The 13,629-nt window shown below is 71.0% G+C and carries 11 protein-coding genes; 7 read left to right on the top strand and 4 right to left on the bottom strand.

Translation table 11 applies throughout. The features are described 5' to 3' along the window. Positions 1–101: 101 nt before the first annotated feature. Together ACIGXP_RS16710 and ACIGXP_RS16705 are read right to left on the bottom strand one after the other, a co-directional pair. Positions 102–974 carry a beta-1,6-N-acetylglucosaminyltransferase gene (locus ACIGXP_RS16710; protein WP_399768896.1) on the bottom strand — a complete coding sequence of 291 codons (873 nt, stop codon included), beginning with the start codon at positions 972–974 and terminating at the stop codon, positions 102–104. A gap of 188 nt (positions 975–1,162) precedes the next feature. Further along, positions 1,163–1,783, bottom strand: a complete 621-nt coding sequence (locus ACIGXP_RS16705) for a PIG-L deacetylase family protein (protein WP_399768894.1) — start codon at positions 1,781–1,783, stop codon at positions 1,163–1,165. A 312-nt stretch (positions 1,784–2,095) separates the two neighbouring features. On the opposite strand from ACIGXP_RS16705, the gene ACIGXP_RS16700 reads away from it, so the two are divergent. Genes ACIGXP_RS16700 through ACIGXP_RS16690 form a run of 3 tightly spaced genes read left to right on the top strand, consistent with a single transcriptional unit; the run spans position 2,096 to position 5,161 of the window. Next, positions 2,096–3,457, top strand: a complete 1,362-nt coding sequence (locus tag ACIGXP_RS16700; RefSeq protein ID WP_399769095.1) for a sugar transferase — start codon at positions 2,096–2,098, stop codon at positions 3,455–3,457. 13 nt (positions 3,458–3,470) lie between these two features. Further along, positions 3,471–4,037 carry a DapH/DapD/GlmU-related protein gene (locus ACIGXP_RS16695; RefSeq protein WP_399768892.1) on the top strand — a complete coding sequence of 189 codons (567 nt, stop codon included), beginning with the start codon at positions 3,471–3,473 and terminating at the stop codon, positions 4,035–4,037. Then, entirely contained in the window at positions 4,034–5,161 is a 1,128-nt protein-coding gene (locus ACIGXP_RS16690) for a glycosyltransferase (RefSeq protein ID WP_399768890.1), read from the top strand. The genes ACIGXP_RS16695 and ACIGXP_RS16690 overlap by 4 nt, the downstream gene beginning before the upstream one ends. 66 nt (positions 5,162–5,227) lie before the next feature. Here ACIGXP_RS16690 and ACIGXP_RS16685 read toward each other — a convergent pair whose 3' ends face one another. Together ACIGXP_RS16685 and ACIGXP_RS16680 are read right to left on the bottom strand one after the other, a co-directional pair. Further along, a complete protein-coding gene (locus ACIGXP_RS16685; RefSeq protein WP_399768888.1) occupies positions 5,228–6,427 on the bottom strand; it encodes a glycosyltransferase family 4 protein in 1,200 nt (399 codons plus the stop codon). Between the two features lie 28 nt (positions 6,428–6,455). Further along, the gene (locus ACIGXP_RS16680; protein WP_399768886.1) at positions 6,456–7,436 is read right to left on the bottom strand and encodes an NAD-dependent epimerase/dehydratase family protein; all 981 of its coding nucleotides are present in this window, start codon (positions 7,434–7,436) and stop codon (positions 6,456–6,458) included. A 244-nt stretch (positions 7,437–7,680) separates the two neighbouring features. On the opposite strand from ACIGXP_RS16680, the gene ACIGXP_RS16675 reads away from it, so the two are divergent. The 4 genes from ACIGXP_RS16675 (at position 7,681) to ACIGXP_RS16660 (ending at position 13,457) form a co-directional block, all read left to right on the top strand. Then, positions 7,681–9,264: a hypothetical protein gene (locus ACIGXP_RS16675; RefSeq protein ID WP_399768884.1), complete on the top strand. Its 1,584-nt coding sequence runs from the start codon at positions 7,681–7,683 to the stop codon at positions 9,262–9,264. Continuing rightward, complete coding sequence (locus ACIGXP_RS16670; RefSeq protein WP_363214034.1) at positions 9,261–10,802, top strand: oligosaccharide flippase family protein; 1,542 nt, start codon at positions 9,261–9,263, stop codon at positions 10,800–10,802. Before ACIGXP_RS16675 ends, ACIGXP_RS16670 begins: the two co-directional genes overlap by 4 nt. 120 nt (positions 10,803–10,922) lie before the next feature. Next, entirely contained in the window at positions 10,923–11,765 is an 843-nt protein-coding gene (locus tag ACIGXP_RS16665) for a class I SAM-dependent methyltransferase (protein WP_399768882.1), read from the top strand. A 189-nt stretch (positions 11,766–11,954) separates the two neighbouring features. Beyond that, positions 11,955–13,457: a hypothetical protein gene (locus tag ACIGXP_RS16660; protein ID WP_399768880.1), complete on the top strand. Its 1,503-nt coding sequence runs from the start codon at positions 11,955–11,957 to the stop codon at positions 13,455–13,457. Positions 13,458–13,629: the final 172 nt, after the last annotated feature.

Genomic DNA, 13,629 nt, shown 5'->3' with positions numbered 1-13,629 from the left:
GGACACCTCGTGCCCGGCACCCGTCGGCTCTGCTTCCGTTTGCTGCGCCATCCGAGCCGGCGGCGCAGGGGACGGACGGGCCTGCCCCGATGGGCCCCGGCTCACGCCCGTCCGTCGAGGGCGTCGAGCAACTCCGCCGACTGCGCTGACGCGACCTTGCGGGTGAAGAACATCCGGGAGGCCTCGATCGCCGGGAGATCGGCGAGCGTCCGCGTACCCGTGAGCAGCCGTTCCAGGTGGTGGAAGTTGGTGAAGTCGGCGGTGCCTCGCCCGGCCCGCGGCCGCAGGACCGGGTCCTCCACCTCCTCGCGCCAGCCGCTGTTCCAGACGAGCGTGTGGAAGAACATCTCGTCGGGCGCGTGCGTCGTACGGAACAGGTTCTTCCAGCGGGGGTCCTCCGCCTTGCCGAGCAGGTCCGCGACGCAGTCGGCGGTCAACGCCGTCCACTGGCTGCCCGCGACCGGCTCGATGTCACCGAACACCGAGGGCCTGCGCCGGGGGGTCAGCTCCGTGATCCCTCTGCGCAGCAGGGCGCGGGGCAGAGCGGTCGGCCCCGGTCCGGTCGGCACGGCGTCGAAACACCACCGCTTGAGGAGCCGGCGGGCGGTGGTCGCGTCGTCGAGCACCGTGGCGGCCCGGCAGTGCTGCCGGAACGGCGCCGAGGCGAGGTGTGCGGCGAATGCGCGCACCGGCCGGGCGGGGTAGCACTGCCCCGACAGCAGAACGATGTGGTCGGACGGCTGCGCGAGCTCCAGCGCCGTGCGGTACAGGGCGAGCGTCGCGCGGACGACCGAGAAACCTCCCCACCGGACGGCGACGCGGTCGCGGACGTACGTGGTGCGCGGCACCCCCGCGAAGTCGGCGGCGCGCGACCGTGCGTCCACGTGGACGACCACCGGGTACGGCGCCAGCCGCTCGGCCAGCCGCGCGAACAGCCGGGGCTCGGTGTGCGCGAGCACGGCAAATACCGGCATCGTTCTCTCCTTCCTCGGTCCACCGGCTTCTCCCCACGGTGATCGCGAGGCCATGGCTCGCGGCGCGGCTCGCTCGCGCGTGGGAGGGATGTCCCCCGTATGGCGCGTCGCCGAAGGCCGCACCGGCCGCCGTTGAACACCGCACCGGCGCCACCCGCTCAAGGCGGCGTGCGGGGCGCGCCGCGACGTCACACGGCGCGGTCGAGCGGCATCGTGAAACGCAGGGGCTGGAACATCTCGGCGTGGGCGCAGCCGACCCGGCTGCCGTGCAGCACGGCCCGTGCGCGGACCGCCTCGGCCCCCAGCTCGGTGCGGGTGCCGGTCTGTGAGGCGTGCGCTGCGAGGAGGGCGGTCTTCCGCTCGATCACCGCGCTGATGTCCACGCTGATGCCCGATGACAGCAGGGGGGACCGGGGAGACTCGTAGAGCAGTACGTTGTCCAGGCGCCGAGCGGCGATCCTGAGGGCCTGGTGCGTTCTGACGTGGTCCTGGTGGATGTCTTCGGGCAGATGCGCGTAGACCAGGTCGGGGGCCGCGTTCTCGATCTCCTCCTCAAGGCGGTCCACCAGCTCGCGCAGCGGCCCGAGCCGGCCGTCGGGCCGGTGCAGCATCACCGCCTTGGCGCCCAGGAGCTGTGCGGCGTGGTCCTGTTCGGCGGCGCGCACCACGGCGTCCCCGGCGAGGGCTCCGTCACTGACGACGACCATGGTGATCGAGGCGCCGTGCGCCGCGTGCCGCAAGAGGGCACCTCCACAGCCGAACTCGATGTCGTCCGGGTGAGCTCCGACCGCCAGCACTCTGTTCCACATAAGCGCCCCTCAGATGCGGCTGATGGTTCCTCAATGTCCTGATAGTACACATATGATGCTCTCCTAACACTTTCCTCACATACGCCCATCACACGCCCTCGTCACCGACCACACTCTCGTACCGAATGACATTGTTTTGTGAAGAATGCCTGATATAAGTAGTGGCCGATGAGAGCGACTGGGGGCTTCCGAAGGAGAGCCATGGGGCGGTCCACCAACGCGGTGTCTGGGCAGGCGCCCTCCTCCACGCCGTACAAGACGCTTCACCGCGAAGTCACACGGGTCCATGGGTACGGCGCGCTCTCCGTCTGTGTGGATCTCGTCGGGGCGGCGCTGCCCGTGCCGGCGGCGGTCCTCCAGGGCTGGGAACCGCGTGCGCTGCTTCTGGCCGCTGCCGCCGCCGCGTTGTGGCCGCTGATCGGGGTGGCGAGCAAGCGCTACGCGTCCGGGGTCGGCACCGACGCGGTCGATCTGCGGGCCGTCCTGAGGGACTGGCTGATCCTGGTCGGCGCCCTGGCCGTGCTGCGTGTGCTGTGCGGACCGGACAACGGCCCCATCGAGGCCTTCACCGCACTGCTGCCCGCGCTGGTGCTCACCGCGACCTGTCAGAAGGTGATCCGCCGCCGGCTGCGGGCCGCACGCAGGGACGCCCGCGTACTGCACCGCGTCCTGGTCATCGGCGAAGGCCCCCTGGTGGACGCCGTGGTCGCGCAGCTCGCCCAGCGCACCGACCACGGATACGTCATCGTCGGCGCCTGCGCGGTGGGCGGGCACCCGGTGTCCTCGGGTGTCACCGTGTGCGTACGGCTGGCCGGCGAAGCGCCGCAGCCACCGGAGACGGACGCGGCGGGAGTGCTCGGAGCCGTCGACGAACTGGCCGCCGACCTGGTCTTCGTGGCGGTGAGCCGCCACATGTCGGGCGAGCGGCTGCGCCGGCTGTCCTGGGCGCTGCACGACCGGGGCTGCCCCCTCGTCGTGCTGCCCGGCATCGTCGACGTCGCACGGCGCCGGCTGCGTGCCACCTCTGCCGCCGGGCTGACGATGCTGCACATCGCACCGCCCGCGCGCCGCGGGATCCCGGCCCTGTTCAAGACCGTCGTGGACCGGCTGGGCGCCCTGCTGCTGATCGTCCTTCTCTCCCCCCTGCTGCTCGGCGTGGCACTGGCGGTGCGGCTCGGCTCACCCGGTCCCGCCCTGTACCGGCAGACGCGCGTGGGCCGGTACAACACGCACTTCTCCATGTGGAAGTTCCGCACCATGGTGGTGGGCGCGGACCGGCTCAAGAGCGAGCTGGAAGAGGCGAACGAGAACGACGGGCACATGTTCAAGTTGCGCCGTGACCCGCGGATCACCCCCGTCGGACGCGTCCTGCGCCGCTACTCGCTCGACGAGCTTCCCCAGCTGTTCAACGTCCTGCTCGGCCACATGTCCCTGGTCGGACCGCGCCCTCCGCTGCCCGAGGAGGTCGTCAAGTACAACCCGGTGGAACGGCGCCGGCTCACCGTCAAACCGGGTCTGACGGGGCTGTGGCAGGTGAGCGGACGAGCGGACCTCTCCTGGAACGAGACCGTCGCGCTCGATCTGCGGTACATCGACAACTGGTCCCTGGCCGGGGACGTCAACGTGATGGCCCGCACCGTGCGAGCGGTACTGGACGGCCAGGGCGCCTACTGAAAGGTACAGCGTCATGGCAGCGACATGGTCCCTGCGCGGCTTCACCGGCGCCGGGTACGACAAGGGGCGTCCCCTGCTCGTCCAGGCCGCCTGGTTCGCCGTCCAGCACCTCGTCTTCGTCAAGTGGTGGTGCCCGGACCGCTGGCGTCCGCCGCTGCTGCGGGCCTTCGGCGCCCGCATCGGACAGCGGGTGCTGATCCGGCACGGGGTGCGGGTGCACTGGCCGTGGAAGCTGGACGTCGGCGACGACGTGTGGATCGGCGAGAGCGCCTGGATCATCAACCTCGAACCCGTCACCATCGGCAGCGACTGCTGCGTCTCGCAGAACGCGCTGCTGTGCACGGGCAGTCATCTGCGCCGTTCCCCCACGTTCGAGTACGACAACGGACCCGTCCGCCTGGAGCCGGGCAGCTGGGTCGCCGCGCGGGCGGTCGTCCTGCGCGGCGTCACCGTCGGTCAGGGCGCCGTGGTGGGCGCCGGTGCCGTGGCCCACCGGGACCTGGCACCGGGCACCGTCCTGACGGCGGGCGGCATGCAGGGGACGGCCGCGTCCGCGTCCATGAAGGAGGTCGGGGCATGAGAGTGGTCCAGGTGGTCACGCTCGTCAGCGACGACGGGACCTTCGGCGGCCCGCCGAGCGTGGCGCTCGCCCAGCTTCAGGAGCTGGCCGAACGCGGCCACGACGTACGGCTGGTGTCGTTGTGGCGGGGTGCGACGCCGGCTCCGCCGCGCCTCGGCGCCGTCCCCTTCCTCTCCCGCCGGGCGCGGACCGTCGTCCCGGGCCAGGGGTGCCTCGGCCTCATGCACCCCCTGCTGCTGTGGGATCTGTGGCGGGCCATGGGGCACGCCGACGCCGTGCACCTCCATGTGGGCAGGGACCTCGTGTCCCTGGCCGCGCTCACCGTCGCCCGGCTGCGGCGCGTCGACTTCGTCGTCCAGACGCACGGCATGGTCGAGCCCCGCACCGGTGCCCTCGCGCGCGTCTTCGACAGCGTCTACGTCCCCCTGCTGCGGCGGGCGCGCCGCTGCCTCGTGCTCACCGAGCGGGAACGGCGGGCCCTGCCCGCGGTGCTGGGCGCCGGGCACCCGCCGCTGGTGACGCTGGCCAACGGCATGGGCCTGTCCCCTCATGCAGGGCACGAGCAGGGGCGCGACCCGCATGAGGTGATCTTCCTCGCCCGGCTGCACCCGGGCAAACGCCCCGAGGTGTTCGTGGAGATGGCCGCCCTGGTGCACAAGGAGATCCCGGAGGCGCGGTTCACGCTCTACGGTGCCGACGAGGGATCGCTGGGGCAGGTGAACCAGCTCATCGCCGACCGGGGGCTGACCGATGTGGTGTGCTACGGCGGCCCGCTGGACCACTCCGCGGCGCTGGAGGCCTACCGCAGGGCCACCGTGTACGTGCTGCCCAGTCTTGTCGAGATGTTTCCCATGACCGTTCTGGAGGCGCTGGCCGAGGGAACGCCTGTCGTGTGCACGAGCAGCTGCGGCATCGCGGGCGAACTGGCGGACAGGCAGGCGGCGATGGTCACCGACGGCAGTCCGCAGGCGCTGGCCGAGGCGGTCGGCCGGCTGCTCACCGACGCAGCGCTGCGCCGCCGGCTGGTCGATGCCGGCCACCGGGCGATCAGGGAGGTCTTCTCCATCCGCGCGGTCGTGGACCGGCTGGAGGACATGTACCGGGACCGGTCCCGCAGGAGGTAGAGGACGGCACCGGCGGATCGGTGTCCCGCCGGGAGACCGTCCGCCGGCCGACAGGATCCGGCCGGCTCAGCGGGCCGAGGTGCCGGTCACCCTTGTGAGGATGTCCTCGAAGCGGGAGGCGGAGGCCTCCAGGGCGAACTCCCGCTCGGCCAGCACGCGGCTCTGCTTGCCCAGGGACGCGGCGTGTTCCGGGTCGGACAGGACGTCCTGGATCCAGGCGGCGGCACCCTCCAACGAGGATTCGTCCGGTGGGAAGACCGCCGAGCCGGCCTGCCGCAGCAGCCGGGCGGCCAGGTTGTCGGCGGGCATCAGGCCGAGCACCGGACGCCCGGCACACAGGTACGACAGGGTCTTCGACGGCACCGAGAACATCCCGGCGTCCGCTTCGAGGAGGACGACGAGTACGTCGCCCGTGCCCAGCACCTCGGACAGCCGTCGGTAGGGCTGGAACGGCAGCAGCGTCAGCTCGACCCCGCGGGCGGCGGCGGCCTCGGTGAGGACGGGCACGGCCGGGCCTTCGTTGACGACCACGAGGCGCACCCGCTCCCCCCGCTGCCGCAGGCGCTCCGCCAGCTGCACCAACAGCACGGGGTTGTGCTTCAGGCCCAGCGTGCCGGCGTAGAGCAGGGTTCTGACGTCGCTCAACCGCTGCTCGTCCGACCATGCGTTGGCCCTGGCCACCGGGACGATCTCATCCAGCGGCGCCCAGTTGGGGATCACCGTGACCTTGTCGGCGGTGCCCCACTGCCGGTGCACCTGCACGAAGGAGTCGGCGATCACCACGATGGCCGCGGCCTGCCGTGCCGCCCACTTCTCGGCGGCGCCGAACACCTTCGCCGCGACGCCCATCGCGCCCGCGACATCGGCGGCGGCGAAGCGCTGGAGCGCGACGGCGGTGATGTCCTGGTGCCACAGCACCCAGGGAATCCGCAGCCGCTTCAGGACCGCCGCGGTCACCGCGAGTACCGGAATCGGCAGGTTGGACAGGAGCGCCACCCCGGGCCTGGCCCGTGCGACCTGCCGGGCCAGCTCGACGCCCAGCCGGGTCTCCTGGCAGAGCCGGTGCGCATAGGCCTGTTTCCTCAGCACCGTGCGCTCCCCGATGGTGGCGAAGCGCAGGCCGGCGACGTCCGCCCCGAGGTCGCCCTTGCCGCTGAGATAGGCCGCGCAGGTCGAGTGGACCACCGCGTGCCCGCGGCGTGCCAGCTCCCGGCTGAGCTGGGCCTGGAAGGGATGACCGCTGTAGTCGTGTACGAAGATCCTCATCGGCTTGTCGCGTCCTCGCACCGTCGCCTCAGCCGTGCGAACGCTTCACCTGGTCGTAGACCCAGGCGTAGGTCCTCTCCAGGCCGTTGAGCAGGGGGACCGAGGGTTCCCAGCCGTAGATCTCGCGGATCAGGGTGTTGTCGGAGTTGCGGCCGCGCACGCCCTGCGGGGCGTCGAGCCGGTAGCTGCGTTCACAGCGGATGCCCGCGATCTGCTCGACCAGGTCGACGAGCTGGTTGATGGTCACGAGTTCCGAGGAGCCGAGGTTGACCGGTACGCCGCTGTCGCCGCGCATGATCATCCGGGTGCCGTGCAGACAGTCGTCGATGTACATGAAGGAGCGGGTCTGCTGTCCGTCGCCCCAGATCTCGATCCGGTGGTCGCCGGAGAGCACGGCCTCGGCCACCTTGCGGCACACCGCGGCCGGGGCCTTCTCCCGGCCGCCGGCCCATGTGCCGTGCGGGCCGTAGACGTTGTGGTAGCGGGCGACGCGGGTGGTGAACCCGTAGTCCTCCGCGTAGTGCCGGCACATGCGCTCCGAGAAGAGCTTCTCCCAGCCGTAGCCGTCCTCCGGCTGTGCCGGATAGGCGTCCTGTTCCTTCAGCGCGGTGACGTCCGGGTCCGTCTGCTTGCCGGCGGCGTAGACGCAGGCGGAGGAGGAGTAGAAGTAGCGCTCGGCACCGGCCTCGTGTGCGGCCTGCAGCATGTGGGTGCTGGTGAGCACCGACATCATGCACGCGGCCTTGTTGTTCTCGATGAAGCCCATGCCGCCCATGTCCGCGGCCAGCATGTACACCTGCCGGGCCCCCTGGACGCCGCTGCGCGCGCCGTCCAGGAGCGAGAGGTCCGCGATCACGTTCTCCGCGCCGTCGTGCACCTGGTACCAGTCACGCAAGGGCTTGATGTCGATGGAGCGGACCGTCAGCCCCTCGGCCAGGAGCGCATTCACGAGGTGTCCGCCGATGAATCCCCCGCCACCGGCTACGACGGCGTCGACCTGCTTGTTCATGGACAACTCCTCGGGTGAAGGGGGCCTATGGGGGGCCGGCTGTGCCATCACTTGGCATCCGCTCGCCCAGAGTATTGATGTTTGACCGATTTCCTCCGTATTGGCGCGCCTGAGGTGGTTTGCAAGATTGTGACGCTATATATCGGCCGGTGAGGTTCCCAGCCGAGGGGGACTGCGACACATGCCGGCAGGCGCGTCCGCCCCCCACCTCTCCCCCATCACTTCCTCACCCAGGAGGCCACCTGTGACCGGTCCGATCCCCTTCGACGACCGCTTCGACGAACGGGACCAGCTCCGTGAGCAACTGCGCCTGCTCCTGCGCTACCGCGTCGTGATGGCACTGGGAGTCCTCCTGGGACTGCTCGGCGGGCTGGCCGTGGCGCTGTACGGCGCCACCACCTACCGCGCCACCAGCGATGTCCTCGTCCGCGCCGACGCCGACCCCTTCGGCCCGGTCAGCGTGCCCGCCGACAACCAGATCAGCATGGGCACGGAGCAGCAGATCGCCGGCAGCACCGCCGTCGCCGTCCGTGCCGCGCGCGCCCTGGGACAGGCCGGCAGCCGGGCCTCGGCACTGCAGAACCATCTCCGGGTCACCAACCCTGCGAAGTCCCAGGTGCTCCGCTTCGAGTTCACCGCCGGCTCCCCGAAGCGCGCGGCGCGCGGCGTCAACGCCTTCGCCGAGGCCTATCTCGCCGACCGCAGGAGCCGTAACGACACGGCCGTACGGCGGACCATCCGCGGCCTGAATCAGCAGATCGCCAACCTGACCCGGCAGAAGAAGAAAAAGGACGCGGACGGCGCCGACGACTCCGCCCTGAACAGCGAGATCGCCGGCCTGCAAAAACGTGTGTCCGAGCTCAGCTCCCGCGACACCAGCGGCGGCGACGTCGTCCGCCCGGGCGCGGCACCCGCGCACCCCTCCGGCCCCGGGGTACGGACGCTGCTCGTCCTCGGACTGGCCGGCGGTGCCGTCCTGGCCGTCCTCCTGGCCTGGCTGCGCTCGGCCCTCGACAGCCGGGTGCGGTCGGCCCGCGAGGTCCAAGCCGCCCTGCGCGCACCGGTGCTGGCCACCCTGCCCCACTCCAGGCGCACCGGCGACACCCTGCTGACGGTCGACGGCACGGGCAGCGCCCGCGCCCAGGCCTACCGGTCCGTGGCCTTCCGCCTGGCGCAGACCGGCCTCTCGGAAGGTACCGGCCATCTCCTCGTGGTGTCCCCGCGGCGCAGCGACGCCGTCCAGGAGGTCGCCGCGAACCTGGCCGCCGCCTTCGCGGAGCACGGACGGCAGGTGGTGCTCGTGGACGCCGACCCCGAGGCACCCGGGCTCGCCGCACGCCTGCCGCTGCTGTCCGAGGCGGAGCACGCCCGGCAGCAGACACCCCTGCCCGACGGGGGCGTCCTGGTCGACGCCGGCGCCGCGGGACGGTTCGCCCTCTGCTCCAGCGGCAGCACCGGCCGGCCGCTCCACTACGAGCTGCGCGAGGTGCTGGAGAAGGTGTCGTCCGGCGCCGACTCCCCCACCGCGGTCATCGCCACCGGGCCCCTGCTGGAGCACCCCGGCGCGCTGCTGACCGCCGAACACCTCGGCAGTGTCCTGGTCGTCACCCGGGCCGGCACCCGCCGGGAGGACCTCAGGCAGGTGAGCGAACTCATCGACTGCTCCCGCGGACGCCTGCTGGGCGCCGTGGTGGACGCCGGACGCGCCCGCAAGGGGGTGCGCGCGGCGCTGCTCCGCCGTGTGAAGCCCCGCACCCCGGCCGAGACCGTCCTGCCGGCCACGCAGCCTTCCGGGCAGCACGACACGCTCACGGTCTCCCAGGGATGACGGCGCCCGGGACGGCCCCTCTCAGCACGTCCGGGGCCATCACCCGCAGCACGGTCGCCGCGGCCGCACGGGGAGGGCTGTGGGGTGCGGTCGGCAGCGCGACGAACGCCGTGTTCGCCTTCCTCTTCGTCGGCCTGGTCACCCGCGCGGTCGGAGCCCACGGCGCCGGAACCATCTTCACGGGCGTCGCCGTGTTCACCATCGCCAGCAATGTCTGCAAGCTCGGCGGCGACACCGGGCTCGTCCGCTTCATCCCCGGGGACCTCGCCCTCAACGGGGGCCGCTCGGTGGGCTCCCTGCTGCGCATGGCCGTGCTGCCCGCGGCGGCGGCCGCCACCGCCACCGCCCTGGTGCTGCTGCTGTGCCCCACGGTGGCGACATCGCTCCTGCCCTATCTGCCCCGCGCCGACGCGGTCGCCCTGATCCGGTTCTTCGGCCTGCTCCTGCCGGTCGCCACCGTCAGCCTGGTCCTGCTGGCCGCCGGCCAGGGATACAGCACCGTGGTGCCGTTCGTCTCCGTGGAGCAGATCGGCAAGCCCGTGCTCCGGGTGCTGATCGCGGTGCCGGTGGCGTACGCGGCCCCCGGGATGCTGTCCCTGGCGGCGGCCTGGCTGCTGCCGGCGCTGGCCGGTCTGGCGGCCGCGTGGCTCGGCCTGAACCGCTGCCGGGCCGGCCACGTCCCGGCGGCCCGGGTGGGCGGAGAGGCCGTCTCCTGGCGGGCCTTCTGGTCCTTCTGCGCGCCTCGCGCCGTCTCCTCGGTCTTCGACATCAGCTCGGTCTGGGTCGGGGTCATCCTGCTGTCGGCGCTGGCCACCGACGCCGAGGCGGGCATCTACACCGCCATCAGCCGTGTCGTCACCGCGGGCACCCTCCTCCAGCTCGCCGTCCGCCTGGCCGTCTCCCCGCAGCTCAGCCGACTCCTCGCGGTCGGCGAGACCGCCGAGGCCCACCATCTGCACCGCATCTCGACCTGCTGGGTCGCCCTCTTGTCCTGGCCGCTGTTCGTTCTCCTCGCCGACTTCCCCCGCACCGTCCTCTCCGTCTTCGGACCGGAGTTCACCAAGGGAGCGGCCGCCCTGGTCGTGATGTGCGCCGCCTCCATGGTCAATGTCGCGGTCGGCAGCGCACAGACCGTGCTCCTCATGGCGGGGAAGAGTTCGTGGCATCTGGCCTGCACGGCCGCGTCGTTCACGGTGCAGCTCGGCCTGGGCGTGTTCGCGGCGCCCCGCTGGGGCATTGTCGGCGCGGCCGTCTCCTGGGGCGCGGCCGTCATCGTGGAGAACCTCTCGGCCGCCCTGCTGGTCCGGCTGGGCCTCGGCTTCCCGACCGTGGCCGCCGGGTACCGGCGGGCTTTCGGTATCGCCCTGGCCGTCGCCGTGGTCCTGGCGGCCGTACGGATCCTGGCCGGTGACGCCCCTTCAGGGCTCGCGCTGGGACTTGTCTTCGGAACACCCGTATTGGGCGCTCTTCTGTGGTGGTACCGCGCGCCGCTGGGAGTGAGCGAACTGGTGCAGGTGCGGCACCGTCGCACCGTATGAGTGCATAAAACAGGGACTCAGGAAAACAAGCCTCTCGAATAATCGTAGTGCCATACGCGGGCTGTTACGATGCCAAAATCTCTCGCCCCTCCTGAAAGAACTGAATGAGGCACCATATTGATGCACAGGTACATCAAGGTCGATGCCGAGATGGAACAAGCGCTGACAGAGGTCACGAACGCTTTTCCGTTCCCCGACTATTTCTATCCGTGGCTGTGCGGTCACATCACCATCGCCCAGACCGTCCAGCGGTTTCTGAGGCCGGGGGCACGGATCCTTGACTTCGGAGCGGGCCCCGCGGACAAGACCGCGGTGCTCGCGGCGTTGGGCTACAAGTGCACCGCCGCCGACGACCTCCAGGACGACTGGCACAAGCGTGGCGACACCCGCCGGCGCATCCTGGACTTCTCCGAGAAGATGGGCATCGAGTACATCCAGCTCGACGGCGGTGCTCTCCCGGACACCGGGGACTTCGACATGGTGATGCTCCACGACGTGCTGGAACATCTCCACGACTCGCCGCGCGACCTGCTGATCGGCCTGCTGGAGCGGGTCCGCGACGACGGGTATCTGTTCGTCACCGTGCCCAACCACGTCAACCTGCGCAAGCGCCTGGACGTGCTGCGCGGCAGGACCAGCCACCCGCCGTACGAGCTGTACTACTGGTATCCCGGCGCCTGGCGCGGCCACGTGCGCGAGTACACCGAGGGCGACTGCCTGGCGCTGGCCAAGGCGCTGGGGCTGCAGGTGCGCGAGCTGGGCGGCACCCACCACATTCTGTCCAAGGTGCCGCCCCGGCTGCTGCGTGCCTATCTGGCCGTCAGCCGGTTCATTCCATCGACCCGGGACACATGGTCGATGGTCGCCCAGAAGCCCCCGGGGTGGGTGGCCAAGCCGGAGCTGGACGGCCAGGAATTGCGCGAGCTGACCGGACTGAAGTCGTGGGGCGAATTGGCCCACTGACCCTCGGGGCGACCGGAATATCTCCGCGGCCCCGGAAAGCGGAGATCCCGGCAGAATTCGACTGGAGCGTATTTGCTTCCGCGGTCCGCGTATGCGACGAACCCGGGTCTCGCCCGGTCATCCGACAGCAAGGCCCCCCACTCCTCAGTGAGGCTTCCGTTGAATCAGTCGTCCATCAGGGGGATCCGGATGCGGGACGATCGCGTCCGCAGTCTGCCCGCGGTCTGTGCCTGGGCCGTGGTGCTGGTCGTCCTGCTGCCGGTGCTGTTCCTCCGGCCGCAGGGCGGGCCGGTGCCGATGGCCCTTGTTCTGCAGGGCGTCGTCGTTGCGCACACCGGTGGAGCCCTCACCCGCGTGCTCACCGCGCCCAGGATCCGGCTGGTCGGTCTCGGATTCTGGATGTTCTCCTACATCTGGTTCGGCCTGGCCCCCCTGACGATGCTCAGCTCGGACACCTACCCCTGGCCCTACCGGGCCGGTGCGGACACCTCCCTCGCGGCCGTGGCGCTCGTCGAGCTGGGGCTGGTCGCCTACAGCGCCGGAACCGCCCTCGCCGCACGCCGGGAACACACGACTTCCGTACGCCGGGCCGCCTTCCGGCCGGGCGTGGTGGAACGGCTGCTGGCTCGTCGCCTCGCGCCCTGGCGCGTCCTCCTGCTGTGCGGCCTCGCGCTGGCACTGGCGGTGCTGCTGATTCCCCGCCAGCCGGGCGGAGTTGCCGTGTACTTCACCAGCCGCCAGGCCGTTCAGGAGACCGGCACCCCGGGCGACTCGGCGGAGTCCTTCCTGGAGCCGCTGCGCAGCTGGTCGCTGGCCGTGCCCGCCTTCTGGGCGCTGCTGGGCCTGCTGCGCCTGCCGCGCGTCCCGGGCGGGGACCGTCTGCTGCGCGGCGTCCGCCGGCTGCTGCTGCCGCTGCTCGTCGCAGTGAACATCGTCGTCAACAACCCGATCAGCAAGCCGAGGTTCTGGGCCGGGACGGTGCTGCTGACGCTGCTGTTCAGCGTGCCCCGGCTGTGCCGCCCCCGCGCCTCGCGTGCGATCGCCGTCGGCCTTCTCGCCATGGTGCTCGTCGTCTTCCCCTACTGCGACTACTTCCGCTACGACGACCGTCAGGCGGTCTCCGTCATCTCGCCGGCCGAGCAGTTCACGGCCAAGGGCGACTACGACGCCTTCCAGCAGCTGCAGACCGGCATCGACTACGTGCGGGAGAAGGGGTTTTCTCCCCGGTCGGCGCTCGGCCCGGTCCTCTTCATGGTGCCGCGATCGGTGTGGCCGGACAAACCCGAGGACACGGGTATCGCCTTGGCGCGATTTGCGGGCTACGACTTCTTCAACCTCTCCGCGCCCCTGTGGATCGAGAGTTACCGGCGGGCCGGAGCTCCCGCAGTGGTCGTCGTCTTCTGCCTGCTGGGCGCGGCAGGACGCCGCATGGACCAGACCCGGGAACGCCTGCGCGACCGGCCGGACACCCTGGCGGTTCTTCTGGTACCGGCCTTCGCGTTCTACCAGTTCGTCTTCCTGCGCGGCAGTCTGCTCGGCATCTCGGGCCCGATGTTGCTGACGATGACCATCCCGCTGCTCATCACGACCCCGGGCAGCCGGGTGTCCCGGCCCGCCCTCGGGGCGGTGCCGTCCGTGCCGGCGCCGGCTGTGCCTGCTCCCGCACCGGCACCGGCCCCTTCGCCGCGGTAGGCGTGCCCGCCGGCTGGCAGATCGGCATGCGGCCCCACACACCCTGCTGGGTGACACACCGTCAGAACTTGCTCGCGGTCCAACTTTTGAAATGTTCGCATTTGGTACTTTTATGTGGCGATATCGTACGCCGCTGGAAGTGAGCGAGCAGCCGGCCGCGTCATCGCCCTTC

The organism is Streptomyces sp. NPDC053069 (assembly GCF_044546895.1).
Classification (GTDB): domain Bacteria; phylum Actinomycetota; class Actinomycetes; order Streptomycetales; family Streptomycetaceae; genus Streptomyces.
This window is presented reverse-complemented; position numbering and strand designations above follow the sequence as displayed.

Excerpts from the sequence above, each read along its gene's own strand:
- ACIGXP_RS16670 (WP_363214034.1), top strand. The coding sequence starts at position 9,261 with ATGACGGCGCCCGGGACGGCCCCTCTCAGCACGTCCGGGGCCATCACC.
- ACIGXP_RS16705 (WP_399768894.1), bottom strand. The coding sequence starts at position 1,783 with ATGTGGAACAGAGTGCTGGCGGTCGGAGCTCACCCGGACGACATCGAG.
- ACIGXP_RS16685 (WP_399768888.1), bottom strand. The coding sequence starts at position 6,427 with ATGAGGATCTTCGTACACGACTACAGCGGTCATCCCTTCCAGGCCCAG.
- ACIGXP_RS16660 (WP_399768880.1), top strand. The coding sequence starts at position 11,955 with ATGCGGGACGATCGCGTCCGCAGTCTGCCCGCGGTCTGTGCCTGGGCC.
- ACIGXP_RS16680 (WP_399768886.1), bottom strand. The coding sequence starts at position 7,436 with ATGAACAAGCAGGTCGACGCCGTCGTAGCCGGTGGCGGGGGATTCATC.
- ACIGXP_RS16695 (WP_399768892.1), top strand. The coding sequence starts at position 3,471 with ATGGCAGCGACATGGTCCCTGCGCGGCTTCACCGGCGCCGGGTACGAC.
- ACIGXP_RS16710 (WP_399768896.1), bottom strand. The coding sequence starts at position 974 with ATGCCGGTATTTGCCGTGCTCGCGCACACCGAGCCCCGGCTGTTCGCG.
- ACIGXP_RS16665 (WP_399768882.1), top strand. The coding sequence starts at position 10,923 with ATGCACAGGTACATCAAGGTCGATGCCGAGATGGAACAAGCGCTGACA.
- ACIGXP_RS16690 (WP_399768890.1), top strand. The coding sequence starts at position 4,034 with ATGAGAGTGGTCCAGGTGGTCACGCTCGTCAGCGACGACGGGACCTTC.